The sequence below is a fragment of the Streptomyces sp. NBC_01260 genome, from assembly GCF_036226405.1.
GTDB lineage: Bacteria > Actinomycetota > Actinomycetes > Streptomycetales > Streptomycetaceae > Streptomyces > Streptomyces laculatispora.
Window position 1 is genome coordinate 5,732,768 of record NZ_CP108464.1, and the last position, 23,776, is coordinate 5,756,543.

The window sequence follows — 23,776 nt, forward strand, 5'->3', positions numbered from 1 at the left end:
GGGGCGGGCCCCGGGCTATCCCTCGGGTGCGGGCTCCAGCTGTTCCTCGCCCGCCGCCTCGGCCTCCTCCAGCGCTCCCCGCTGTGCCGGGATCGCCGGGAGCAGCCGGCTCGACATCCGTACCCGGTGCCCGTCCGCGACCTCGCACAGCCCGAGCGCCGCCTCGCCGAAGCGTGCGTGGGACGGCGGGTCCGAGGGGCCGAGGAGATGGAGCTTCAGACCGGCGCGGGCCGCGGCCAGCCCGTCGTTCGCGGGGTGGCGCACCGAGTCGAGGAGGGCGGCGACACCGGCCGCGTCCGGCGTCAGGATCGTCGCCGCGCGCACCGTCGGGAACGCGTCGCGGAACAGTTCCTCGGGCAGGTCGCTGGTGTTCGCGACGGCGTACGGCTTCTCGCCCGCCAGATAGTCAGTGACCACGCTCGACACATCGCTGATCAGCAGGTCCGCCTTGTTGAAGCAGGAGTAGAGCGCGGGCTGCGGGGCCGTGATGACCTGGTGCTCCGCCGCGGGGAGCGAGGCCCAGTGGGCCGCTTCCCAGGCCGCGGTCGCCGCGGCGACCGCGTCGGCCCGGCCGGGCTCCGGGGTGCCCTGAACCAGCATGCGTTCCGCGTCGTCCGCGTCGTCCCGGAAGGAGGAGGCGGTCAGCGCGTTCAGCTCCGCGGTCCGGCGGGCCAGCTCGGCAGCGGCCTGCGGACCGGGGCGCGGGCCGGTGAGGGTCTGGTTGGCCTCGTGGATCAGGGCCTGGATGCGGTCGTTGGCGGCGCCGGCCCGGGGATCGACCGAGCCCGTCATCGGGTGCGGCTTGTAGAGCAGCCGGACGCCCGGGTCGGCGAGCAGCGCCCGGACGATGTTCTCGCCGGCCAGGACGACCGAGGTGTTCCCCGGATTGCCGTCCCAGCCCTCCCACGTGGGGGCGTAGAGCACGGTCGTGTACGCGCCGGTGGGCGGGCCCGCGTACGGGGTGATCGGGGCGAGCTGGGGGCGGCCGATCTCCACCACGTCGCGGTCCTCGATGCCGACGTCGGCCAGCGCGTAGCGTTCGCGCGCCGCCGGTCCGGCGACCCACACCTCGTCGTACGCCTTCGCGTACGGGTTGCAGCTGGAGAGCTTGTCGCTCTCGCCGTGATTGACGAAGGCGTGCTTGATCGACGGTATCCGCAGGATCTGCGAGGTCTTGCCGGAGTTCGCCGGGTGGATCAGCAGCTTCAGGGCCGACTGCTCCAGGCGGAGCAGCTGGGCGACCTTCGGGATGCACACGATGGGGATGTCCGTGGCGCCGATCCGCTGCATCATGAAGCGCTCGCGCAGCACGATCACCGGGCGGCCGTCGAGCCCGGCCAGCGCGTCGAGCCACATGTTGGCCTGGTACGCGGACGAGGCGCCGCCGGAGAAGTACATGCCGACGGTCGGCCGGTAGTCGGCGAGCCAGCCGTCGAACCAGTCCAGTACCTCCTCGGGCGACGCGGGGCGCCGGCGCACCAGACACCGCACCAGCTCGCCCAGTGAGACAGCGGCGAGGACGGCCGACACCGCGATGCCCGCCGCGGCGAACTCCGGCTCGTCGCTCGCCGCCGTCACCAGCAGGCCCGCGGTCGCGGGCAGACCGAACAGCAGCAGGCGCGGCCCGTGCCGGCGCATCAGCAGGGCCGGGGGCGCCGGGGTGATGCCGAGGGCGGAGGCGTCGATATTGCGGGTGAGCAGCGGCAGGGTCCGCGTCCCCCGCACCCGTATCGCCGCCGCGTGGCCGGCGAAGTGGAGCGCGTAGAAGAGGAGCAGACCGAGGACGAGCGGGAGGTAGACCGTCTCCCGGTGGTTCCCGCCCAGCCGGAGCAGTCCCACGATCAGCAGGAAGTCGCAGGTCAGCCGACGGACCATGACATCGGCCCGGATCCTGGCGAGCAAGGAGACCTGGCCGGGCCGCCATCGGTGCAGGGAGGCCTCGGCCAGGAGGTTGGTGGCCGTCGCGGTGATGAGCAGTGCGAGATGCGGGACAGCGGCCGCGGCGGCCTGGGCGGCGAAGGACGCGGCCAGTACGGCAACGGGGAGGACCTTCGCGGCGTACCGCAGGAGCGGGGGTGGTTGCACTGGGGGACTCCAAAGAGCGCGAGCGCTCACGTGCGCGGTGGGGCCGCGCCGACGTGTCGGCACGACCGGCCGGGCGGCCCGGTCCCGGACCGGCCGCCCGGTGGGCAGGGGGTTCAGGGGCCCCACCCTATGGAGGGCGGCTCGTTCCGTTCATGAGTCGGACGTGAAGAGTTGGTGAGAATTTAACGTAGGGGCGCGATTGAGTTCCGGGTTCGTGAGTTCGCGGGATGTGTCCCCGAAAGTACGGAGTGCGCCACACCGGCCGCCGGGTGATCGCATCGGATTCCGGGAGCCGATGTGTCCGTGATCCAGTTCGATGCGACGGAACTGTGTTTCCGCGTCCGGGAACCCGAAGGGCGCGAAAAGGTGATGTGCGGTTACGGGCTTGTGCCGCTTTTCGTCCGGATGTGTCGGTAAAGGGCCACGAGGCTGTTTCGCCACAGATGGGACAGCGAATCTCAGTAAGGTCACCCGACAGGTCGCAGCTGCGACAGGACCGCCATCTCATCGTGGGGGCAGAAACAGTGAAGGCTCTCGTACTTTCCGGTGGGGCAGGCACCCGGCTCCGTCCCATCACCCACACCTCGGCCAAACAGCTGGTCCCGGTGGCGAACAAACCGGTGCTGTTCTACGGGCTGGAGGCCATCGCGGAAGCGGGCATCACCGAGGTCGGCATCATCGTGGGCGACACCGAGGAGGAGATCCGCGCGGCGGTCGGGGACGGCTCCCGGTTCGGCATCGACGTCACCTACATCCCGCAGTCCGAGCCGCTCGGTCTCGCGCACGCGGTCCTGATCGCCCAGCGCTTCCTGGGCGACGAGGACTTCGTCATGTATCTCGGGGACAACTTCATCATCGGCGGAATCACCGGTCTGGTCGAGGGATTCCGGGCGGACCGGCCCGACGCCCAGATCCTGCTGACCCAGGTGCCCGACCCGACCTCGTTCGGCGTCGCGGAGCTCGACGGGGAGGGCAGGGTGGTGGCCCTGGAGGAGAAGCCCAGGGAGCCCAAGAGCGATCTGGCACTCGTCGGTGTCTACCTCTTCACCCGGGCCATCCACGAGGCGGTCCGCTCCATCCGCCCGTCCTGGCGCGGCGAGCTGGAGATCACCCACGCCATCCAGTGGCTGATCGACCAGGAGCGCGACGTCCGCTCCACCATGATCCGCGGGTACTGGAAGGACACCGGCAACGTCACCGACATGCTGGAGGTCAACCGGACCGTCCTGGAGAGCATCGAACCGTCCACCGAGGGCGCTCACGTCGATGACGAGAGCGAGATCATCGGCCGGGTACGGATCGATCAGGGCGCCCGGGTCACCCGCAGCCGGATCGTCGGCCCCGCCATCATCGGCGCCCGCTCGGTGATCAGCGACGCCTACGTCGGGCCGTTCACCTCGGTCGCCCAGGAGTGCCGGATCGAGGACAGCGAGATCGAGTACTCCATCGTCCTGCGGGGCGCCTCGATCGACGGCGTCCGCCGCGTGGAGGCCTCCCTCATCGGCCACGAGGTCGAGGTGACCCCCGCGCCCAGGAGCCCCTCCGCCCACCGTCTCGTCCTCGGCGACCACAGCAAGGTGCAGATCTCCTCATGACCACGCACATCCTGGTGACCGGCGGTGCCGGTTTCATCGGCTCGCACTACGTCCGTACGCTGCTGGGCCCGGACGGACCCGGTGACGTGGCCGTCACGGTGCTCGACAAGCTCACCTACGCGGGCAACCCGGCCAACCTCGACGCGGTCCGCGACCACCCCGGCTTCTCGTTCGTGCGTGGCGACATCTGTGACGCGGAGCTGGTCGGCGGCCTGATGGCGGGCCACGACCAGGTGGTGCACTTCGCCGCCGAATCGCATGTGGACCGCTCCATCGACGGCGGCGCCGCCTTCGTCCGCACCAACGTGGTCGGAACCCACACCCTCGTCCACGCCGCGCACCTGGCGGGCGTCCGGACCTTCGTGCACATCTCCACCGACGAGGTCTACGGATCGATCGACGAGGGCTCCTGGACCGAGAGCGAACCCCTCGCACCCAACTCCCCGTACTCCGCCTCCAAGGCGTCGAGCGACCTGATCGCGCTCTCGTACCACCGCACCCACGGACTCGACGTGCGGGTGACCCGCTGCTCCAACAACTACGGGCACCACCACTTCCCCGAGAAGGTCATCCCGCTGTTCGTCACCCACCTGCTCCAGGGCCGCCCGGTCCCGCTGTACGGCGACGGCGCCCACGTCCGCGACTGGCTGCACATCGACGACCACGTCCAGGGCATCGAGCTCGTCCGCACCCGGGGACGGGCGGGCGAGGTCTACAACATCGGCGGCGGCACCGAACTCTCCAACAAGGAGCTCACCGGGCTGCTGCTGGAGGCCTGCGGCGCCGACTGGGACGCCGACGTCACCTACGTCGAGGACCGCAAGGGCCACGACCGGCGCTACTCGGTGGACTGCACCAAGATCCGCGAGGAGCTCGGCTACGAACCGCGCAAGGACTTCCGCGGAGGCCTCGCCGAGACCGTGCGGTGGTACCGCGAGAACAGCGCCTGGTGGGAGCCGCTCAAGGCGAGGGCCGCGCTGTGAGCCCGGTCTGGCTGGTCACCGGGGCGGCCGGGATACTGGCACAGGACGTGCTGGCGGCCCTTGCCCACGAGGATGTCACCGCCGTCGCGGCGGACCGCACGGCCCTGGACATCGCCGACCCGGCCCGCGTCCGCGAGGCGTTCGCCGCCCACCGCCCCGCGGTCGTGGTGAACTGCGCCGCCTGGTCCGCCGTCGACGACGCGGAGACCCAGGAGGGCGCCGCGCTGCGGGTCAACGGCACCGGGCCCGCGGTCCTCGCCGCGGCCTGCCGCGAGCACGGCACCGTTCTGCTGCACGTCTCCACCGACTACGTGTTCGCCGGGGACGCCGGCCGGCCGTACGGCGAGGACGCCCCCACCGGTCCGCGCAGCGCCTACGGACGCACCAAACTGGCGGGCGAACGCGCCGTCCTGGAGACCCTCCCCGACACCGGCTACGTGGTGCGCACCGCCTGGCTGTACGGGGCGGGCGGCGGCAACTTCGTCCGGACGATGATCAGGCTGGAGGGCCGCAAGGACACCCTCGACGTGGTGGACGACCAGCGCGGTCAGCCCACCTGGACCGTCGACCTGGCCGGCCGGCTGGTCCGGCTCGGCCGGGCCGCGCTCGACGGCACCGCCCCGGCGGGCGTCTATCACGGCACCAGCGGCGGCGAGACGACCTGGTTCGGCTTCACCCGGGAGATCTTCCGGCTGCTCGGCGCCGACCCGGAGCGGGTCCGCCCGACCACCAGCGCGGCCTTCGTGCGGCCCGCCCCCCGCCCGGCGTTCAGCGTGCTCGCGCAGAGGCGCTTCGCGGCGGCCGGGATCGAACCCATCCGGGACTGGCGCACGGCCCTGGGCGAGGCGTTCCCGGCGCTGCTCGCCGCGGAACGCCCCTGATCAGCGCCCGCCCCTGATCAGCACCGGTTCGCCCGCCCGCATCGCGGCGGGCGGCGGACCGGCCGTCCGCAGCCGCGCGTAGTACGCCTCGCACTCCGCGTACGAGGGAAGCAGCCCCTGCTGCTCGGCCTCGGCCAGCGAGGGGGCCGTCGCGTCCTTCGCGGACAGCAGCGGGGCGATGTCCCGCGGCCAGTCGATGCCCAGCTCCGCGTCGAGCGGGTCGATGCCGTGCTCACGGGAGGGCGCGTAACCCTCCGAGCAGAGATACAGGACGCACGCGTCGTCCGTCAGCGCCATGAAGGCATGGCCGAGGCCCTCGGCGAGATAGACCGCCCGGTGACCGCTGTCGTCGAGACGCACCCCCTCCCACCGCTTGTACGTGGGCGAGCCGGCCCGGATGTCCACGATCACGTCGAGCACCGCGCCGCGCACACACTTCACGTACTTCGCCTGGCCCGGCGGCACATCCGCGAAGTGGATCCCGCGCAGCGTGCCCCGGGCGGAACTGGAGAAGTTGGCCTGCGCCAGCGCCAGCGAGTGCCCCTGCGCCGCATCCAGGTCCGAGGCCCTGAACCACTCGTGGAAGCTGCCGCGGCCGTCCTTGATGACCTCGGGCTCGTGCACCCAGGCCCCTGGAATGGAGAGCTGGCGCATGCGATCACGTCCTTGTTCCTGGAGATTCCGGGAGTCCGTCGGCAGTGACGCCGATAACCGCTGCAACGAGGAGCGGTGCACTCCGGATACGGACCGGCACGGATCCGGATGAACCGGGGTCCACGGGGCGGAACGCCCATGCACCGATTCCGGCGCTCGCGTAGATTGCGGATTCCGATCGAGGCCGAACCACGGGGGATACGCGTGTCAGGGGCAAGGCAGGGCGTCACGGAGGCCCGCAGGATCGTGGTCAAGGTCGGTTCCTCCTCCCTCACCACAGCCACCGGCGGACTCGACGCGGACCGCGTCGACGCGCTCGTCGACGTGCTCGCCAAGGTGCGCAGCGGCGGTGAGCGGGAGGTCGTCCTGGTCTCCAGCGGCGCCATCGCGGCCGGACTGGCCCCGCTCGGGCTGCACCGCAGACCCAAGGACCTGGCCAGGCAGCAGGCGGCCGCCAGCGTAGGCCAGGGACTGCTCGTCGCCCGCTACACCGCCTCCTTCGCCCGCTACGGCGTCCGCGTCGGCCAGGTGCTGCTCACCAGCAACGACACCAGCCGCCGCGCGCACTACCGCAACGCCTACCGCACCCTGGACCAGCTCCTGGACATGGGCGCGCTGCCGATCGTCAACGAGAACGACACCGTCGCCACCGACGAGATCCGGTTCGGCGACAACGACCGGCTCGCCGCGCTCGTCGCCCACCTGGTCCGCGCCGATCTGCTGATCCTCCTCTCGGACGTGGACGGCCTCTACGACGGCGACCCGAGCATCCCCGGCACCACCCGCATCGCGGAGATCACCGGCCCCGCCGACCTGGCCGGGGTCAGCATCGGCAGCGCGGGCAAGGCGGGCGTCGGGACCGGCGGCATGGTCACCAAGGTCGAGGCCGCCCGGATCGCCACCGCCGCCGGCGTCCCGGTCGTGCTGACCTCGGCGAGCCACGCGGCGGACGCGCTGGCGGGCCGCGACACCGGTACGTACTTCCACCGCACCGGACGCCGCTCCGCGGACCGGCTGCTCTGGCTCGCCCACGCCTCCACCCCGCAGGGCTCGCTGACCCTGGACGACGGCGCCGTGCAGGCGGTCGTCGAGCGACACAGCTCGCTGCTGCCGGCCGGGATCGCCGCGGTCGAGGGCGAGTTCGCCGCGGGCGACCCGGTGGAGCTGCGCGATCTGCGCGGCCGGCCGGTGGCCCGCGGGCTCGTCAACTTCGACGCCAAGGAGATCCCGCAGCTCCTCGGCCGCTCCACCCACGATCTGGCGCGCGAACTGGGCCCCGCCTACGAGCGCGAGGTCGTACACAGGGACGATCTTGTCGTCCTGCACAGCTGACAAACCCCTGAAACGGCTGAAAGTCCAGCCTTCGGGCAGAGACCTTCACGAAAACCGCCCCACGCCGGGCCGCGGACTGGTCCACTTTGTAGCAGGGACACTGCGGGGTACACAGCACAGCAACACATTCACAGGAGGCCGCCGGTGAGACGAGCGCGCCCGGGGGCGCCGCCCCGAGGAACGGGTGGCCGCGCCCTGACCAGCGTCGGAGCAGGTGCCGACTTCGACGGGAGGAGGTCCGCGGACCTCAGGGACGAGCGGACGACCGGGGCCGAACAGACGGCGGTGGGCCAGGAGCTCATCCAGTCGAAGCTGTGGCACATCACGCTCTGCGTCTCGGGTGCCGAGATTCCACTGAAGGAGGTCAGACGCGGTCTCGAACAGCTCGCGCACGACCACCCCTTCCTGCTGACCAGCCGGTACGCCAACGACCACGCGGAGATCCGCTACTGGGAAGAGGCCCGCGACCTGCACGACGCGGCGGCGGTCGCCCTGAGGCTGTGGGGTGAGCACCGCTCCAGCGCCGGTCTGCCGCCGTGGGAGATCGTCGGCCTGGAGGTCATCGACCGCGAGACGTACCACCAGCGCATCGCCGAGGGATACGGGCCGCCCCCGGCGGCCCCGGTCGGTGTGCACCCGTACTGACCCGGCGGCTGTCTCGCATCACGGGATACGTGACGGATGCCCGCAGTGTGCGCACTACTCTGCGGGCATGACCACGCTTTCGCCGTACGACAACATGTCCCCGGTCGTCCAGGCCGCCTACCGGGCACGCTCCGCAGCCGCCGACATCGCGCCGCTTCCGCGCGCGGCGAAGGACGACGCGCTGCTGGCGATCGCGGACGCGCTCGAAGTACGGACGAGCGACATCATCGCGGCCAACGCCGAGGACGTGGCGCGCGCCCGCGAGGCCGGGACCAGTGAGTCGGTCGTCGACCGGCTCACCCTCAACCCCGAGCGGATCCGCGCCATCGCCGCCGATGTGCGGGACGTGGCGGCGCTGCCCGACCCGGTCGGTGAGGTGGTGCGCGGCTCGACGCTCCCCAACGGCATCGATCTGCGCCAGGTCCGGGTGCCGCTCGGCGTGGTCGGGATCATCTACGAGGCCCGGCCCAATGTGACGGTGGACGCCGCGGCCCTCTGCCTGAAGTCGGGCAACGCGGTCCTGCTGCGCGGTTCGTCCTCCGCCCACGCGTCCAACAAGGCGCTGGTCCGGGTCCTGCGCGACGCGGTCGGCGGCTCCGGTCTGCCGGCCGACGCGGTTCAGCTGGTGCCGGGCGAGAACCGTGACTCCGTACGGGAGCTCATGCGGGCCCGCGGTCTGGTCGACGTGCTCATCCCGCGCGGAGGCGCCTCCCTGATCCGCACCGTCGTCGAGGAATCCACCGTCCCGGTGATCGAGACCGGTACCGGTAACTGCCATGTGTACGTGGACGCCCAGACCGACCTCGACATGGCCGTCGCCATCCTGGTCAACTCCAAGGCGCAGCGCCCGAGCGTCTGCAACGCCGCCGAGACGCTCCTGGTCCACAAGGACGTCGCCGAGGCGTTCCTGCCGCGCGCCCTGGACGCCCTGGCCGAGGCCGGTGTGACCGTGCACGGCGACGAACGGGTCATGGAGCACGCCGAGGGGTCCAAGGCCACCGTGGTGGCGGCGACGCCGGAGGACTGGGAGACCGAGTACCTCTCGTACGACATCGCGGCCGCCGTCGTGGAGTCGCTGGACGCGGCCGTGGCGCACATCCGGCTCTGGTCGTCCGGCCACACCGAGGCGATCGTGACCACCTCGCAGGCGGCGGCCCGCCGTTTCACCCAGTTGGTGGATTCGACGACGGTGACCGTGAACGCCTCGACGCGTTTCACCGACGGCGGCCAGTTCGGCTTCGGCGCCGAGATCGGAATCTCCACGCAGAAGCTGCACGCCAGGGGCCCGATGGGGCTGCCGGAACTGACCTCCACGAAGTACATCGTGACCGGCGACGGCCATGTGAGGTGAGCTCGGGATGCGACGAATGTGCGGTCTCCCTGCCCAAAACGACCCTCCGGGGCTAGGCTGAAGCCGTGCCGGACGACGTGGGGGGCAGGCCGTTCCCGAACGGCTGGGAGCCCGACGACGACCGCGGGGGCGCGGACAAGGACTTCGCCTCCGTGGTGTTCGACGAGGACTTCGTACAGGCCGCCACATTCCATGAGCCGACCGCTGTCGAGCGGCTGCTGGCGGCCGCCGAGGCGCGCGCCGAGGCGGAGGCCTCCCGGGCCCGGTCCGGCGGCGGACCGCTGGACGACGAGCTCTACGAGGACGGCTACGGGCCGGGCGGCGGGTACGGCCGCGGGAGCGCCTACGACGACCGGCTCGGCGCGGACGGCGACGACTCCTACGACAGCGGCCCCTACGGGCGCCACGGCGGCGCCCTGCGTCCCTACCGGGGAGCCGCCCGCTGGCACCGGCCGGTGGCCTGGCTGCTCGCCCTGGTGATGGGCATCGGGATGGTCGCGCTGGCCTTCAGCGCCGTCTACCGCAACACCTCGGCGGACCGGCAGGACCAGGTCCCGCCGCCGGCCACCACCGGAGTGGACAGCGCCCCGGCGCCCTCCGCGGTCCCGTCGGTCTCGGGCAGCTACCTCCGCCCAGTGGTCTCCGCGGCCCCGCGCACGCCCTGACGGAGCCCCGCCCCGGCAGTGCCGTCCCCCCGGCCCGCGCCCCGGGCCCGTACCCCCGGACGCGCCCGGCTGCCCTCGCCGGGGCAGTTCCGCGCCCGCCTCCGCGTTTACGTTCGCCGCAATCGACCTACTCTCAAGGTATGACCCCTCACTGCTCGAAGAGGGGGCTCCTCACTTGCCCGGACATGCCCCCGCATGACGGGCAGGCCCTGCCCAGGCCGTCCGGCCGCGGCAGGGGCGCACCGCACCGGCCTCCGGTCGGTGACGTGGAGTCGGGAGAAGTCATGGCAGACCACGGAGATCCACCAGAAGGCCCGGCGGAGAACAGCGCGAGCGGCGGCGAGGACGAATACCGGTCGCTCGTCTTCGACGAGTCCTTCGTGCGGGCCGCCCGCCTTCAGGAGTTCTCCGCCCAGGAGCGCATGGGGGAGCACGCCCGTGCCGTACGGAGCCTGCCGGGCCGGACCCTGCGCACCGGCTCCCGGGCCGCGCTCGCCCTGGTCGTCCTGATCGCCCTTGCCTTCGGCACGGCCGTCTTCATGGGCTTCCGCCACCCCTACCAGGCCCCCGTCGGAAGACGGGTCGAACCGCTGCGGATGACCTTCGTCCCCCTGGCGCCGCGCGGCGCCGTACCCCCGGGCACGCCGGCCGGCCTGTTCGCGAGCAGCCCCGCCGCCCAGTACCCGAAGGGCGCCGAAGGCATCAATGTCCCGGTGGCCCGGCGGACGGACAACTTCTCGGAGAGCCAGGTGCTCACCGCTCTGACCACGGTCAAGAACTATCTGGTGGCCTCCTCGCTCGACCCCGACGTCCTCGGCGGGAACACGGTGCGGCCGGTGGAGTCACTGCTCGACCCGGACCAGATGGCCCAGTTCGAGAGGAGCATGAACGAGCCGTACGACGACGGGCAGCACGCCGCGAGCGGCTGGCTCGTGCGATTCGACCCGGCCCAGGTCGCCCCCGCCCCGGAGATCCGGGTCCGGGGCACGCTGCGGTACGCCGAGGCGGGGGCCGACACCCTGGAGGTGGTGTCGGACCACACCTTCACCTACGCGCTCCGCCCGGCCGTCTCGGGTCCCCAACAGGCGGATGGCGCGTCGCTGTTCACCGTGCGGCGGGAGCTGCGCTTCCTGCTTGACCGGGAGGACCTGCGGCTGGGCCGGCTGGAGGTGCGGACCAGCTACGTCCAGGCCGGACCGCAGTCCTGCACGGCCGACACCAGCGGTGCGCTGCGGCCGCTGCTCGCCGGGCGGCGAGCGGTCTCCAGAGGCCCGGCGGGCACCGACCCGTACGAGACGGGCCGGCCCGCCGCCGCGCTGTGCGGGACGCTGGAGGTCAGCTCCTTGCCGGACCGGGCTCCTGCGGCCCCTCAGGGTCCTCAGGGCTCCGGGGCTCCTGTGCCCCGTCCGTAGCGTCGCCCTTGCCGGTGCCCGAGCCGCCGGCCCCGCCGGTGAACTTGTCGCGGAGCTTGCCGCCCAGATCGCCGGCGCCGCCCGCTATGTCGCCGACCAGCTTCATCAGCGGGTCCTTGCTGCTGCGCACCGAATCGGCGTAGTGCGAGGCGGATTCCTTGAAGGCGTCCGTGACCGAGGTGTCCTTGTCCGCGTCACGACGCGGGTAGTGCCCGTCCATGATCCGCTGGTAGTCGCGGGTCTCGGACCACTTCTTCAGCTCGGCCGCCCGGACCGTGGTGAACGGGTGCGTACGGGGCAGCACATTGAGGATCTTGAGCACGGAATCGCGCAGGTCGCCGCCCTTCTCGTACTCGTCGGCCTGGGCGAGGAAGGCGTCCACGTTCATCTCGTGGAGGTGGTTGCCTCCGGCGATCTTCATCAGCCCGCGCATCGAGGCCCGCAGATCCTGGCCGACCAGCAGCCCGGCCCGGTCGGCGGACAGCTCCGACTTGCGGAACCACTCGCGCAGCGCCGTCACGATCGCCATGATCGCGACGTTGCCCAGCGGAATCCAGGCCACCTTCAGGGCGAGATTCGTGAGGAAGAGCAGGATCGTGCGGTACACGGCGTGACCGGAGAGGGCGTGCCCCACCTCGTGGCCGACGACCGCCCGCATCTCCTCCTCGTCGAGCAGCTCCACCAGTCCCGTCGTCACCACGATGATCGGCTCGTCGAGCCCGATGCACATGGCGTTGGGCTGGGGGTCCTGTGTCACGTACATCGGCGGGACCTTCTCCAGGTCCAGGATGTAACAGGCGTCCCGCAGCATGCCGTTGAGATGGGCGAACTGGGCGTCGCTCACCCGGACGGAGTCCGACAGGAAGAGCAGTCGCAGACTGCGCTCGGGGAGCAGGCCGCTCAGCGCCTTGAAGACGGTGTCGAAACCGCTCAGCTTCCGCAGGGCAACCAGGGCCGAGCGGTCCGCCGGGTGTTCGTACGCCCGGGACGAGATTCCCGGGAAACGCCTGCGCTGCCTGCTCGGCACGTTCTCGTGACTCGCGTGGCTGCTTTCGGTCATGAATAGGCCCCCTGTTCGTACGAGACGTCGCTCGCCCCCTGATAAATCCCAGCCTAGGTGCTGGCGCTACGGTGTGCGGGGGGCTGTGGATAACTGAGGAGACGCCCGACATGCCGCACACCGTTGCTCTGCTCGCCGCCGCATCCGAAGAGCAGGGACCGGGTAACACGCTCCGCATCGTGCTGCTCGTCTCGCTCGTCGGAGCCGCACTGCTGGCCTGGTTCCTGCTGCGCGGATACCGCAACGACGACAACAACGACTGAGTCGGCGTGAGCGTGCCCAGGGCTCCCGCATACGATGTCCGCGACGTCTCCCCTCCGACTCCCGATCGATAGGTCCTGCCGAAGATGAGCCTCACGAGCACCGCACACCAGCTGGTCACCGTCGCCGCCGAGGGCGCCGAGCACGGCGGCAATCACGAAAGCCTCAGCCCGCTCCTCACCGGTGGCGGCGCGTTTGTCGCGCTTCTCCTCCTTCTGTGGATCACCACGCGCTTCAACCGCGACCGCTGAGGCCGAGGCGTACAGCTGTGCCAGTAGGCTCTGCACGCATGGGAGAGCAGGAAGTGCCTACCGGCCCCGGAAAGCGCCGAATCGGCGTGATGGGCGGGACGTTTGACCCGATTCATCATGGACACCTGGTGGCGGCCAGTGAAGTGGCCGCCCAGTTCCACCTCGACGAGGTGGTCTTCGTCCCGACCGGGCAGCCGTGGCAGAAGAGCCACAAGCAGGTGTCCGCGGCCGAGGACCGGTATCTGATGACGGTCATCGCGACGGCGTCGAACCCGCAGTTCTCGGTCAGCCGGAGCGATATCGACCGCAACGGTCCCACGTACACGATCGACACCCTGCGGGACCTGCGCGCGGTCCACGGGGACGCGGACCTCTTCTTCATCACCGGTGCCGACGCGCTCGCCCAGATCCTCACCTGGCGGGACGCCGACGAGCTGTTCTCGCTGTCCCACTTCATCGGTGTGACGCGGCCGGGGCATGTGCTCACGGACGTCGGTCTGCCGAAGGGCGGTGTCTCTCTCGTGGAGGTTCCCGCGCTGGCGATCTCCTCCACGGACTGCCGTGGGAGGGTCGCCGCGGGCGATCCGGTCTGGTACCTGGTGCCGGACGGTGTGGTCCGCTACATCGACAAGCGCCAGCTTTACCGCGGCGAATGAGCCACGGAGAGGGGCACCGGTGAACGACCGACAGAATCCGTACGATCCGTACTACCAGCAGCCGCAGATCGTCGGCTACGACGAGTACGGGCAGCCGGTGTACCAGCAGCCCGGACAGCAGCAGTACGACCCGTACGGGCAACAGCAGCAGCAGGCCCAACAGCCCCAGCAGGCGCAGCAACACCCTGGGCAGCAGGCGCCCCAGACGGATCAGGGCTACGGCTATGACCCGTACGCCCAGCAGCAACAGCAGCAACAACAGGGCCCGCCCCCGCAGCAGTACGACCCGTACGCCTCCCAGCAGCACCAGGCCCAACAACACCAGGCCCCGCAGCAGGGTTACGGCTACGACGGCTACGGCTACGACACCGGACAGCAGCCCGCCGCGGTCGACACCGCTCAGCAGTGGAACGTCCCGCAGCAGGCCCCGCCGTTCGAGCCCGCTCCCACGCCTGCCCCACCGCCGCGGGACCCCGGTCCGGCAGCGGACGCCGAGTCGGAGGCAGTCGTCCCCGGCCAGCGTCGTGGCGACCGCGACTACGGCACCGAGCAGTTCTCCTTCATCGAGGAGCCCGACGAGGACTCCGAAGACGTCATCGACTGGCTCAAGTTCACCGAGAGCCGCAGCGAGCGCCGGGAGGAAGCACGGCGCCGCGGCCACAACCGGATGGTCGCCCTGATCGTCGTGGTGGCCCTGGTCGTGGTCGGCGGCGTCGGCTACCTGTGGTCCGCGGGCAAGCTCCCCGGCCTCTCCGCCTCGGACAAGAAGGACACCGCGACGACCGGTCCGCAGCGGCGGGACGTCATCGTGGTCCATCTCCACAACACCAAGGGCGGCGGTACGTCGACGGCGCTGCTCGTCGACAACGTCACCACCAAGCAGGGAGCCACGGTCCTGCTCCCCAACTCGCTCGCCCTCTCCGACGAGGACGGCAACACGAGCACGCTCGGCAAGTCGGTCGAGGACGACGGCACCACCGGCACCCGGGAGTCCATCGACACGCTGCTCGGCACCGAGATCAGCGGCACCTGGCGGCTCGACACCCCGTATCTGGAGAACCTCGTCGACCTGGTCGGCAACATCGACGTCGACACCGACACCGATGTGCCCGACGCCAAGAAGGGGGCCTCGCCCCTGGTGAAGAAGGGCAAGGCGCAGACGCTCAGCGGCCCGATGGCCGTCGCGTACGCCACCTACCGCGGCCCCGCCGAGGCCGAGGCCAAGCAGCTGACGCGGTTCGGGCAGGTCATGCGCGGAGTGCTGCGGAAGATCTCGGACGACCCGAAGGCCGCCACCGTCACCGTGCAGACGCTCGCCCAGATCCTCGACCCCTCGCTCCGTGAGGAGGACCTCGGCGCCTCCCTGGCCAAGCTCGCCGAGCACGCCAAGGTCGGCGACTACAAGACGGCGCTGCTGCCGGTCCAGGAAGACGGCAGCCTCACCGACTCGGCCACGGACAGCGTCGTCAAGGACATCCTGGGCGGCACGGTCAAGGCCCCGGCGGCGGACGCGGCGGTGCGGGTCGCCATCAGGAACGCCACCGGCAGCGATCGCGGCACGGAGTCCGCCCGGATCAAGCTGGTCAACGGCGGCTACGTCTTCGTCAACGGTGGGAAGTCCGACGCGGTGGCCTCCTCCGAGGTCCTCTACAAGGACGCCGAGGGCAAGGAGAAGGCGACCCAGGTCGCCAAGACCCTCGGTCTGCCGACGAGCGTGGTGAAGCAGGGCAAGCCGACCGGGAACGCGGACGTGTCCGTCGTCATCGGACAGAACTACAAGCTCGACTAGCCCGACCGGGTCGGCCGGCCCGGTCGGCTGTGGGGCGGCTGCGGGATGGTTCCGGAGCCGCCCCCAGCCGTTCCGGAGCCGCCCGCGGGGGTCCCGGGGCCACCGCGTGGTGGTCCCGGACGGCCGCTGAACGGTCTTCGGGAAATGGCTGCGTGGGCTGTCGGCGGTCCGTGAGACCCTAGAGGTCGATCTGCCCGCCGACGAAAGCCTGCTTGTGACCGCCACGGACCGCTCCATCGAGCTCATCAACGCCGCCGCTCAGGCGGCCGCCGACCGGCTCGCGCACGACATCATTGCGTACGACGTCAGCGATGTGCTGTCGATCACTGACGCCTTCCTGCTGGCTTCGGCCCCCAACGACCGCCAGGTCAAGTCGATCGTCGACGAGATCGAGGAGCAGCTCCAGAAGGAGCTCGGCGTCAAGCCGGTCCGCCGCGAGGGCGACCGCGACGCCCGCTGGATCCTCCTCGACTACGTCGACATCGTCATCCATGTCCAGCACAGCGAGGAGCGCGTTTTCTACGCGCTGGAGCGCCTCTGGAAGGACTGCCCCGAGATCGCTCTGCCCGAGGACGCCGTGAAGACCCGCGGCAAGGCCGAGGAGCACGCACAGCTCACCGGCGGCACGGAAGGTGACCAGAGCTGAACGGCAGCGGAAGCGGCAGGGGCCGCAGGATCGTCCTCTGGCGACACGGCCAGACGGCGTGGAACCTGGAGCGCCGGTTCCAGGGTTCCACGGACATCGAGCTGACCGAGGCCGGCGTCGGACAGGCCCGTCGGGCCGCCCGGCTGCTCGCCTCGCTGAAGCCGGACGCGATCGTCGCCTCCGATCTGCGCAGGGCTGCGGCCACGGCCGCCGAGCTCGCCGCGATCACCGGTCTCGGCATCGCGCACGACCCCGGCCTGCGTGAAACCTACGCGGGCGCGTGGCAGGGCCTCACCCACGAGGAGATCGTGGGCCGGTTCGGCGAGCAGTACGCGGCCTGGAAGCGCGGCGAGCCGGTGCGACGCGGCGGCGGTGAGCTGGAGACCGAGGTCGCCGACCGGGCCGCTCCTGTCGTGCTCGCACACGCCGGCAAGCTGCCCGACGAGGGCACGCTCGTCGTCGTCAGCCACGGTGGCACCATCCGGACCACCATCGGCCGGCTGTTGGGCCTGGAGTCGCACCACTGGGAAGGGCTCGGCGGGCTGACCAACTGCTGCTGGTCGGTGCTGGGCGAGGGCGCACGGGGCTGGCGTCTGCTGGAGCACAACGCGGGCACGCTGCCCGAGCCGGTGCTCGGCGACGACGACTGACCGGTCGTCCGAGCCCTGCCCGGACGGCGCCTTCGCGCGTCACCGGCCTGATTTCACTTTCCGGCTGGTCACAGGCTAAAGTTCTTCTTGTTCGCAGCGCGGAAACGCAGGGAAACACAGCGGACAGCGGGGCTATAGCTCAGTTGGTAGAGCGCCTGCATGGCATGCAGGAGGTCAGGAGTTCAATTCTCCTTAGCTCCACAATCAAGATCCCGTCCCCGTCAGGGGGCGGGATCTTCTTTCTGGACCCGGGTGGGGCCGGGACCGGCGACCGCACCTCGCGGACACACTTCGCGGCGGGCGCGCAGTGCCGCCATCTGCTGTTCGCTCTCCCGGTCGGCCGGGGTGTAGGCGACGATCCGGCACTCCGGCAGCCCGTTGACGGAGAGCGAGACCGATGTCATCCGTATGTCGTCGGACGCGGCACAGTGCCGGAAAGTCTTCACCCGGGGACCGGGCGGGGCGACGTCCCCGCTGCGCCACAGCCGGTCGAAGTACGGGCTGGCCGCGGAGAGCTCCGCGACGAACGTCTCCCAGGCGGGCTCGCCCGTATGGCGTCCGTAGCCGCCCCGCAGGGTCGCCACCATGAGCGGCAGCTCCTGGGCCCGGTGGACGATCGGGCAGTCCTTCTCGGGCACCGTGAACAGCACCCACAGCGCATTGCGGATCCCGGTGTCCATCACTTCGGGTACGCCGAAGAGATCGCGATAGGCGGCGTTGGTGGCCAGTACGTCGTACCGGGTGTTGTAGACGACCGCCGGGTGCGGGTCGAGTGCGTCGATGATGCCCTGGACCTCCTGCCCGACCTCGATCGTGTCGGAGTGTCTGCCCGGGATGTACGCCACCTCGGCCAGGTGGTAGAGGTGCTCGCGCTCCGAGGGGTCCAGCCGGAGGGTGCGCGCCACCGCGTCCAGGACCTGCGCGGAGGCGTTGATCGGACGGCCCTGCTCCAGCCAGGTGTACCAGGTGACCCCCACCCCGGAGAGCTGGGCGACCTCCTCGCGGCGCAGGCCCGGGGTGCGGCGCCGGAACCCCGGCGCCATGCCCACGTCGGCCGGTGTCACCCGGGCCCGGCGGCTGCGCAGGAAGTCGGCGAGCTCCGGCCGCCGGCCGTGCTGCCGGCCCCTCCTGTTCTGCTCCGCCCGTTCCTGAAGCACCGGTTCCTGCCCGGCCGCTTCCGGGCGGGCCGGTTGACCCGATCGCTCCGGTGTTACCCGATGTTGTGCCGTCACCGTCGTCACACCCCCATCGTCGGTGTTCCTCCCGGGTGTTGCCAGGTGCTGCCAGTACCAGCATCAGCGGGCTCTCGTTACCCGTATACGGCTGGGACCAGCCTTGAGGTCATGACCACGACCACGACTTCCGAGGCAACTCCACGTTCCGTATCCAGTAAAGACCCCACCACCGACAAACGCCCCGGACGGCTGCTCGCCCTGGTGCTCGCCGCCCAGTTCATGGCACTGCTCGACATCTTCATCGTCAATGTCGCCGCCCCGACGATCCGCACCGAACTCGGCGCATCAGGTGCCGGGTTGCAGCTGGTGGTGGCCGGATACACCATCTCCTACGCCGTCTTGCTCATCACCGGTGCCCGGCTCGGCAGCGTCTTCGGGCACGGTCGCGCCCATCTGGCGGGTCTCGCTGTCTTCACCGTTGCCTCGCTTGCCTGCGGACTCGCCATGGGCACCGGGCAGTTGATCGCCTTCAGGGTGATCCAGGGGATCGGCGCGGCGGTGATGATCCCGCAGGTGCTCAGCCTGATCCAGCAGCACTTCAGCGGCGAGGCACGGGTTCGCGCACTGGGTGCCTACGCGGCGGTGCTGGCCACCGGAGCCGCGGCCGGGCAGGTGGTGGGCGGGGTGCTGGTCAGCGCGGATCTGTTCGGGACAGGCTGGCGGCCGGTCTTCCTGGTCAATGTGCCGATCGGCCTGGTTCTGCTGGTGCTCGGCGTTCGTGTGCTGCCGGGTGAGCCGCGTGCCGGGCGGGCCCGGCGCGAGGCGCGGGCCCGCGGGCTGGATCTGGTGGGGCTGCTGATGCTCGCCGCAGCCGTCGTCCTGTTCACCGTTCCGCTGGTGCTCGGACAGGAGTTGGGCTGGCCGGCCTGGACCTGGACCTGTCTGCTCGCTTCCATGGTGCTCTTCACCGGCTTCACGGCGTACGAGACACGGCTGGCTGCGCGCGGCGGCGCACCACTCATCGCGCTCAGGGTGCTCCGCATCCCCGGCATGGCGCGGGCGGCGCTGCGCATTCTCCTGGTGATGGGCACCAACGCGGGCTTCCTCTTCGTGATGACGCTGCACGTCCAGGGCGGTCTGGGGTACTCGGCGCTGCGCAGCGGGCTGATGTTCGTGCCGACCGCGGTGGCCTTCGGCGCGATCGGGCTGACCTGGCGGCACTGGCCCGCCCGGTTCCAGGGAGCCCTGGCCCCGGCCGGGTTCACGCTCGTGGCCGTCGGTTCGGCGGCTCTCGGCTTCCTGATGCGCGAGGGCGGCGATGGCGGTGCGGGGCTGTACGTGGTCTTCGTCGTCATCGGCGCCGGTATGGCACTGGGCTTCAGCCCCACTCTTACGGGTGCCCTGGCGAACGTACGGCCGAAGGACGCGGCCGATGCGAGCGGCGTACTCGTGACCGTTACCCAGCTCGGCCAGCTGATCGGCGTCGCGGGGTTCGGCACGCTCTACCTCAACCGCCTTGCTACGCCTGGCGCGCAGGGTTCGGGAGAGGCGTTGTGGGTATGCGCCCTCGCACTGTCTGCGGCCGCGGTCGTGGGTGTGACGGCGGGTCTTGTACGGCGTCGGCGGACGACGGGATCTCGGCAGGGCTGACCCCCTTGCGGGGTCATGGCAGAATCGGACCGCCGGAGGGGGCGACGGACCGAACGGGAGGGAGTGCGCGATGCCTGCGAGTCGCCACGAGGTCCCGGACCTGCCCCCTGTTCCCGAGGCCCGCGTACGCGTCGGCCGCCCCGTCGGCAGTTCGCCCCCCACGGCCCGGACGTCCGGCGGGAACGGCGGAACCCTCCCCTTGTGCACGGCCCGCGGCCGCAGCCGGAGCTGACCCATGGGTGCCCACAGGCGGAAGTGCGACTGGTGCGGCAGCGGTACGCCCATCGTCAGGGACATGGATCCGGTCAATCCGGACTACCAGTACTGGTGCGAGGAATGCGCACAGGCGCTGGTCATAAAGGGCGACCCCATCGAGACCTACCGGGAGCTGGAGGGCGAGCCGATCTACGGCCGTCTGCTGGAGGAGCACTGCACGCTCAAGCGCTTCTACTCCTTCGCCACCGCCTGACCGGGCCCCGTCGAGCAGGCGGAATCGGGCAGACCGGAATCGATTTGGTGGACGGCCGGGGTGACCGGTAATGTTCTCGATGTCGCCGCGGGAGACCGGGCGGTACAGCACGGGGCTATAGCTCAGTTGGTAGAGCGCCTGCATGGCATGCAGGAGGTCAGGAGTTCAATTCTCCTTAGCTCCACAGTGAAGATCGAGCAGCGGGCCATCCGAATTCGGGTGGCCCGCTGCTCGTCTGTGTGGCCGCCCCGGCAGGGCGCGGTACGCGGAGTGTCCGCCGCTTTTGTGGGTGTCGCCGTACGGTCCGCATCCCGATGTGTCCACGGATCGGCGGCGCCCGGGTGGTGGCCGGGCCGTTGCGGTACCCTGACGCCATGCGTGCCGTACGCCTTCTGCTTAGCGAGCCGCGCTGATCACTCCCGACCGGTGAGAATGCCTGGTCGGCATCGGCGCGGCGTCCCCTCCTGTGCGAGGGGATTTTTCGTTTCCGTAGACGCGTGTCCGTAGACGTGGGCGCCGGCAGATGACGATCGATGGAGCTTTGAGGATCATGAGCGAGACGAATTCCGCAGCCGACGTTGCTGCGCCGCACCGCTATACGGCAGCGATGGCCGCCGACATCGAGGCACGCTGGCAGGACTTCTGGGACGCCGAGGGCACCTACGAGGCGCCCAACCCGACCGGCGACCTGGCGGACAACCCGGAGCTGGCCGCCAAGCCGAAGAAGTTCATCATGGACATGTTCCCGTACCCCTCGGGTGCGGGCCTGCACGTCGGCCACCCGCTGGGATACATCGCCACCGATGTCTTCGCCCGTCACCAGCGGATGACCGGCCACAACGTCCTGCACACCCTGGGCTTCGACGCCTTCGGCCTGCCCGCGGAGCAGTACGCCGTACAGACCGGCACGCACCCGCGGCTGTCCACCGAGTCCAATATCGAGAACATGACGGCGCAGCTGCGCCGGCTGGGCCTGGGCCACGACAAGCGCCGCTCGTTCGCCACCATCGAGTCCGAGTACTACAAGTGGACCCAGTGGATCTTCCTGCAGATCTTCAACTCCTGGTACGACGCCGAGGCGGACCGCGCCCGGCCGATCGCCGAGCTGGTCGCCCAGTTCGAGAGCGGCGAGCGCCCGGCCCCGGACGGCCGCGACTGGAGCGCGCTGAGCGCGACCGAGCGTGCCGACGTGCTGAGCGGCCACCGACTGGCCTACGCCTCCGACGCGCCCGTGAACTGGTCGCCGGGCCTGGGCACCGTTCTGGCCAATGAGGAGGTCACGGCCGACGGCCGCTCCGAGCGCGGCAACTTCCCCGTCTTCAAGGCCAAGCTGCGCCAGTGGAACATGCGCATCACCGCCTACGCCGACCGGCTGCTGAACGACCTGGACGGGCTGGACTGGCCCGAGGCCATCAAGCTGCAGCAGCGCAACTGGATCGGCCGTTCCGAGGGCGCGCGGGTCGACTTCCCGGTCGACGGCGCCGGCGACATCACTGTGTTCACCACCCGCCAGGACACCCTGTTCGGCGCCACCTACATGGTGCTGGCGCCCGAGCACGAGCTGGTCGAGCGGATCATTCCGGCCACCTGGCCCGAGGGCACGCACCCGGTCTGGACCGGCGGACACGCCTCCCCGGCCGAGGCCGTCACCGCGTACCGCAAGCAGGCCGCCGCCAAGTCCGACGTGGAGCGGCAGGCCGAGGCCAAGGACAAGACCGGAGTCTTCACCGGCGCGTACGCGACCAACCCGGTCAGCGGCGAGCAGGTCCCCGTCTTCATCGCCGACTACGTACTGATGGGCTACGGCACCGGCGCGATCATGGCCGTACCGGCGCACGACGCGCGCGACTTCGCCTTCGCGCGCGCCTTCGAGCTGCCGATGCGCTGTGTCGTCGAGCCATCGGACGACCGCGGCACGGATGCCTCGACGTGGGAGGGCGCCTTCGTCTCGTACGAGGCAAAGCTGGTCAACTCCGCGAACGACGAGATCTCCCTGGACGGCCTGGGCGTCGTCGACGCCAAGGCCCGCATCACCGACTGGCTGAAGGAGCACGGCGTCGGCGAGGGCACCGTCAACTTCCGGCTGCGCGACTGGCTGTTCAGCCGCCAGCGCTACTGGGGCGAGCCCTTCCCGATCGTGTACGACGAGGAGGGCATCGCCCACCCGCTGCCCGAGTCGATGCTGCCCCTGGAGCTGCCGGAGGTCGACGACTACTCGCCGCGCACCTTCGACCCGGACGACGCCGACACCCAGCCCGAGACCCCGCTGTCCCGCAACGCCGACTGGGTCAACGTCACGCTGGACCTGGGCGACGGGGCTGGTCCGCGAAGCTACCGCCGCGAGACCAACACCATGCCCAACTGGGCCGGCTCCTGCTGGTACGAGCTGCGCTACCTGGATCCGAACAACGCCGGCAAGCTGGTCGACCCGGCGATCGAGCAGTACTGGATGGGCCCGCGCGAGGGGCAGCCGACCGGTGGTGTCGACCTGTACGTGGGCGGCGCCGAGCACGCCGTACTGCACCTGCTGTACGCCCGCTTCTGGTCCAAGGTGCTGCACGACCTGGGGCACATCTCCTCCGCCGAGCCGTTCCACAAGCTGTACAACCAGGGCATGATCCAGGCCTTCGTCTACCGGGACAGCCGCGGTATCGCGGTCCCGGCGGCCGAGGTCGAGGAGCGCGACGGGGCGTATTACCACGAGGGCGAGAAGGTCAGCCGCGTCCTGGGCAAGATGGGCAAGTCCCTGAAGAACGCCGTGACGCCCGACGAGATCTGCGGCGAGTACGGCGCGGACACCCTGCGTCTGTACGAGATGGCGATGGGCCCCCTGGACGTGTCGCGCCCCTGGGACACGCGCGCGGTCGTCGGCCAGTACCGGCTGCTGCAGCGGCTGTGGCGCAATGTCGTCGACGAGGACAGCGGCGAGGTCACCGTCGTCGACACCGAGCCCGGCGAGGACACGCTGCGCGCCCTGCACAAGGCGATCGACGGTGTCGGCGGGGACATGGCCGGAATGCGCTTCAACACGGCCATCGCCAAGGTCACCGAGCTGAACAACCACCTGACCAAGGCGGGCGGCCCGCTGCCGCGCTCCGTCGCCGAACCGCTGGTGCTGCTGGTGGCGCCGCTGGCGCCGCACATCGCCGAGGAGCTGTGGCGCCGGCTGGGCCACACCGACTCGGTCGTGCACCAGGACTTCCCGGTGGCCGACCCGGCGTACGTCATCGACGAGACCGTGACCTGCGTGGTGCAGATCAAGGGCAAGGTCAGGGCGCGCCTGGAGATCTCCCCGTCGATCACGGACGCGGAGCTGGAGGCCCTGGCACTGGCCGACCCGGCCGTCGTCGCCGCGCTGGACGGGGCGGGCATCCGCAAGGTGATCGTCAGGGCTCCGAAGCTGGTGAACATCGTTCCGGCCTGATCCGGACGAGAGGCCCTGGGCATCCGGCGCCGTGGTGACGGTGTGAGGGCTTTCCCCTACGGGCAGGTTGGGGGTTCCAATGGAACCCTCGGCCTGCCCGTTCCGTTTACGGTGGAGGGGCCGGTAAACACGTGTCGGCAGC

At 70.6% G+C, this 23,776-nt stretch carries 21 protein-coding genes and 2 tRNA genes; 19 read left to right on the plus strand and 4 right to left on the minus strand.

Going from position 1 to position 23,776, the window contains the following annotated elements:
• Window positions 1–15 precede the first annotated feature (15 nt).
• Window positions 16–2,085 carry a hypothetical protein gene (locus OG322_RS25425; protein ID WP_329306970.1) on the minus strand — a complete coding sequence of 690 codons (2,070 nt, stop codon included), beginning with the start codon at window positions 2,083–2,085 and terminating at the stop codon, window positions 16–18.
• Between the two features lie 524 nt (window positions 2,086–2,609).
• On the opposite strand from OG322_RS25425, the gene OG322_RS25430 reads away from it, so the two are divergent.
• From OG322_RS25430 to rfbD, 3 genes are read left to right on the plus strand one after another with little or no spacing between them, the layout of a single operon-like run.
• Window positions 2,610–3,680 carry a glucose-1-phosphate thymidylyltransferase gene (locus OG322_RS25430; protein ID WP_123470968.1) on the plus strand — a complete coding sequence of 357 codons (1,071 nt, stop codon included), beginning with the start codon at window positions 2,610–2,612 and terminating at the stop codon, window positions 3,678–3,680.
• Window positions 3,677–4,663, plus strand: coding sequence for a dTDP-glucose 4,6-dehydratase (rfbB, locus tag OG322_RS25435; protein ID WP_329306971.1), 987 nt, complete (start codon window positions 3,677–3,679; stop codon window positions 4,661–4,663). Before OG322_RS25430 ends, rfbB begins: the two co-directional genes overlap by 4 nt.
• Window positions 4,660–5,544, plus strand: coding sequence for a dTDP-4-dehydrorhamnose reductase (rfbD, locus tag OG322_RS25440; RefSeq protein WP_124283987.1), 885 nt, complete (start codon window positions 4,660–4,662; stop codon window positions 5,542–5,544). The genes rfbB and rfbD overlap by 4 nt, the downstream gene beginning before the upstream one ends.
• On the opposite strand, the gene rfbC is transcribed toward rfbD, so the two are convergent.
• Entirely contained in the window at window positions 5,545–6,198 is a 654-nt protein-coding gene (gene rfbC / locus OG322_RS25445; RefSeq protein ID WP_329306972.1) for a dTDP-4-dehydrorhamnose 3,5-epimerase, read from the minus strand.
• Between the two features lie 246 nt (window positions 6,199–6,444).
• On the opposite strand from rfbC, the gene proB reads away from it, so the two are divergent.
• The 5 genes from proB to OG322_RS25470 all read left to right on the plus strand — a co-directional run bounded on the left by proB (window position 6,445) and on the right by OG322_RS25470 (window position 11,603).
• Window positions 6,445–7,530, plus strand: coding sequence for a glutamate 5-kinase (proB, locus tag OG322_RS25450; protein WP_221198189.1), 1,086 nt, complete (start codon window positions 6,445–6,447; stop codon window positions 7,528–7,530).
• Between the two features lie 144 nt (window positions 7,531–7,674).
• Complete coding sequence (locus OG322_RS25455) at window positions 7,675–8,175, plus strand: hypothetical protein (protein ID WP_123470959.1); 501 nt, start codon at window positions 7,675–7,677, stop codon at window positions 8,173–8,175.
• Between the two features lie 67 nt (window positions 8,176–8,242).
• A complete protein-coding gene (locus tag OG322_RS25460) occupies window positions 8,243–9,526 on the plus strand; it encodes a glutamate-5-semialdehyde dehydrogenase (protein WP_123470956.1) in 1,284 nt (427 codons plus the stop codon).
• A gap of 65 nt (window positions 9,527–9,591) precedes the next feature.
• Window positions 9,592–10,191 carry an SCO2584 family spore wall biosynthesis protein gene (locus tag OG322_RS25465; protein ID WP_123470955.1) on the plus strand — a complete coding sequence of 200 codons (600 nt, stop codon included), beginning with the start codon at window positions 9,592–9,594 and terminating at the stop codon, window positions 10,189–10,191.
• A gap of 284 nt (window positions 10,192–10,475) precedes the next feature.
• Entirely contained in the window at window positions 10,476–11,603 is a 1,128-nt protein-coding gene (locus tag OG322_RS25470; RefSeq protein WP_124283985.1) for an SCO2583 family membrane protein, read from the plus strand.
• Here OG322_RS25470 and OG322_RS25475 read toward each other — a convergent pair.
• Window positions 11,527–12,663, minus strand: a complete 1,137-nt coding sequence (locus OG322_RS25475; protein WP_123470949.1) for a M48 family metallopeptidase — start codon at window positions 12,661–12,663, stop codon at window positions 11,527–11,529. The two genes, OG322_RS25470 and OG322_RS25475, sit on opposite strands and share 77 nt — an antisense overlap.
• Before the next feature lie 110 nt (window positions 12,664–12,773).
• Here OG322_RS25475 and OG322_RS25480 point away from each other — a divergent pair, with 110 nt between their 5' ends.
• The 7 genes from OG322_RS25480 to OG322_RS25510 all read left to right on the plus strand — a co-directional run bounded on the left by OG322_RS25480 (window position 12,774) and on the right by OG322_RS25510 (window position 17,117).
• Window positions 12,774–12,926, plus strand: coding sequence for a hypothetical protein (locus OG322_RS25480; RefSeq protein ID WP_164494319.1), 153 nt, complete (start codon window positions 12,774–12,776; stop codon window positions 12,924–12,926).
• A gap of 84 nt (window positions 12,927–13,010) precedes the next feature.
• Complete coding sequence (locus OG322_RS25485) at window positions 13,011–13,175, plus strand: hypothetical protein (protein WP_164494318.1); 165 nt, start codon at window positions 13,011–13,013, stop codon at window positions 13,173–13,175.
• A 38-nt stretch (window positions 13,176–13,213) separates the two neighbouring features.
• The gene (gene nadD, locus OG322_RS25490) at window positions 13,214–13,831 is read left to right on the plus strand and encodes a nicotinate-nucleotide adenylyltransferase (RefSeq protein WP_123470946.1); all 618 of its coding nucleotides are present in this window, start codon (window positions 13,214–13,216) and stop codon (window positions 13,829–13,831) included.
• Between the two features lie 19 nt (window positions 13,832–13,850).
• Window positions 13,851–15,620, plus strand: coding sequence for an LCP family protein (locus tag OG322_RS25495; protein WP_329306973.1), 1,770 nt, complete (start codon window positions 13,851–13,853; stop codon window positions 15,618–15,620).
• A 214-nt stretch (window positions 15,621–15,834) separates the two neighbouring features.
• Complete coding sequence (gene rsfS / locus OG322_RS25500) at window positions 15,835–16,266, plus strand: ribosome silencing factor (protein WP_024494266.1); 432 nt, start codon at window positions 15,835–15,837, stop codon at window positions 16,264–16,266.
• Complete coding sequence (locus OG322_RS25505) at window positions 16,263–16,916, plus strand: histidine phosphatase family protein (RefSeq protein WP_123470941.1); 654 nt, start codon at window positions 16,263–16,265, stop codon at window positions 16,914–16,916. Before rsfS ends, OG322_RS25505 begins: the two co-directional genes overlap by 4 nt.
• A gap of 128 nt (window positions 16,917–17,044) precedes the next feature.
• Window positions 17,045–17,117 (plus strand) — tRNA-Ala (locus tag OG322_RS25510).
• 20 nt (window positions 17,118–17,137) lie between these two features.
• Here the strand turns inward: OG322_RS25510 and OG322_RS25515 are convergent.
• On the minus strand, window positions 17,138–18,073 hold the full coding sequence (locus OG322_RS25515) for a helix-turn-helix transcriptional regulator (RefSeq protein ID WP_329306974.1): 936 nt from the start codon (window positions 18,071–18,073) through the stop codon (window positions 17,138–17,140).
• Between the two features lie 186 nt (window positions 18,074–18,259).
• On the opposite strand from OG322_RS25515, the gene OG322_RS25520 reads away from it, so the two are divergent.
• The 4 genes from OG322_RS25520 (at window position 18,260) to leuS (ending at window position 23,634) form a co-directional block, all read left to right on the plus strand.
• A complete protein-coding gene (locus OG322_RS25520; RefSeq protein ID WP_164494317.1) occupies window positions 18,260–19,741 on the plus strand; it encodes an MFS transporter in 1,482 nt (493 codons plus the stop codon).
• 235 nt (window positions 19,742–19,976) lie between these two features.
• The gene (locus tag OG322_RS25525) at window positions 19,977–20,210 is read left to right on the plus strand and encodes a hypothetical protein (RefSeq protein ID WP_123470935.1); all 234 of its coding nucleotides are present in this window, start codon (window positions 19,977–19,979) and stop codon (window positions 20,208–20,210) included.
• 111 nt (window positions 20,211–20,321) lie between these two features.
• Window positions 20,322–20,394 (plus strand) — tRNA-Ala (locus tag OG322_RS25530).
• Between the two features lie 366 nt (window positions 20,395–20,760).
• A complete protein-coding gene (gene leuS, locus OG322_RS25535; protein ID WP_123470933.1) occupies window positions 20,761–23,634 on the plus strand; it encodes a leucine--tRNA ligase in 2,874 nt (957 codons plus the stop codon).
• Window positions 23,635–23,776 lie beyond the last annotated feature (142 nt).

Coding starts and splice junctions, on each gene's coding strand:
- rfbB (WP_329306971.1), top strand. CDS start 3,677: ATGACCACGCACATCCTGGTGACCGGCGGTGCCGGTTTCATCGGCTCG.
- rfbC (WP_329306972.1), bottom strand. CDS start 6,198: ATGCGCCAGCTCTCCATTCCAGGGGCCTGGGTGCACGAGCCCGAGGTC.
- OG322_RS25460 (WP_123470956.1), top strand. CDS start 8,243: ATGACCACGCTTTCGCCGTACGACAACATGTCCCCGGTCGTCCAGGCC.
- OG322_RS25470 (WP_124283985.1), top strand. CDS start 10,476: ATGGCAGACCACGGAGATCCACCAGAAGGCCCGGCGGAGAACAGCGCG.
- OG322_RS25475 (WP_123470949.1), bottom strand. CDS start 12,663: ATGACCGAAAGCAGCCACGCGAGTCACGAGAACGTGCCGAGCAGGCAG.
- OG322_RS25480 (WP_164494319.1), top strand. CDS start 12,774: ATGCCGCACACCGTTGCTCTGCTCGCCGCCGCATCCGAAGAGCAGGGA.
- OG322_RS25485 (WP_164494318.1), top strand. CDS start 13,011: ATGAGCCTCACGAGCACCGCACACCAGCTGGTCACCGTCGCCGCCGAG.
- nadD (WP_123470946.1), top strand. CDS start 13,214: ATGGGAGAGCAGGAAGTGCCTACCGGCCCCGGAAAGCGCCGAATCGGC.
- OG322_RS25520 (WP_164494317.1), top strand. CDS start 18,260: ATGACCACGACCACGACTTCCGAGGCAACTCCACGTTCCGTATCCAGT.
- OG322_RS25525 (WP_123470935.1), top strand. CDS start 19,977: ATGGGTGCCCACAGGCGGAAGTGCGACTGGTGCGGCAGCGGTACGCCC.
- leuS (WP_123470933.1), top strand. CDS start 20,761: ATGAGCGAGACGAATTCCGCAGCCGACGTTGCTGCGCCGCACCGCTAT.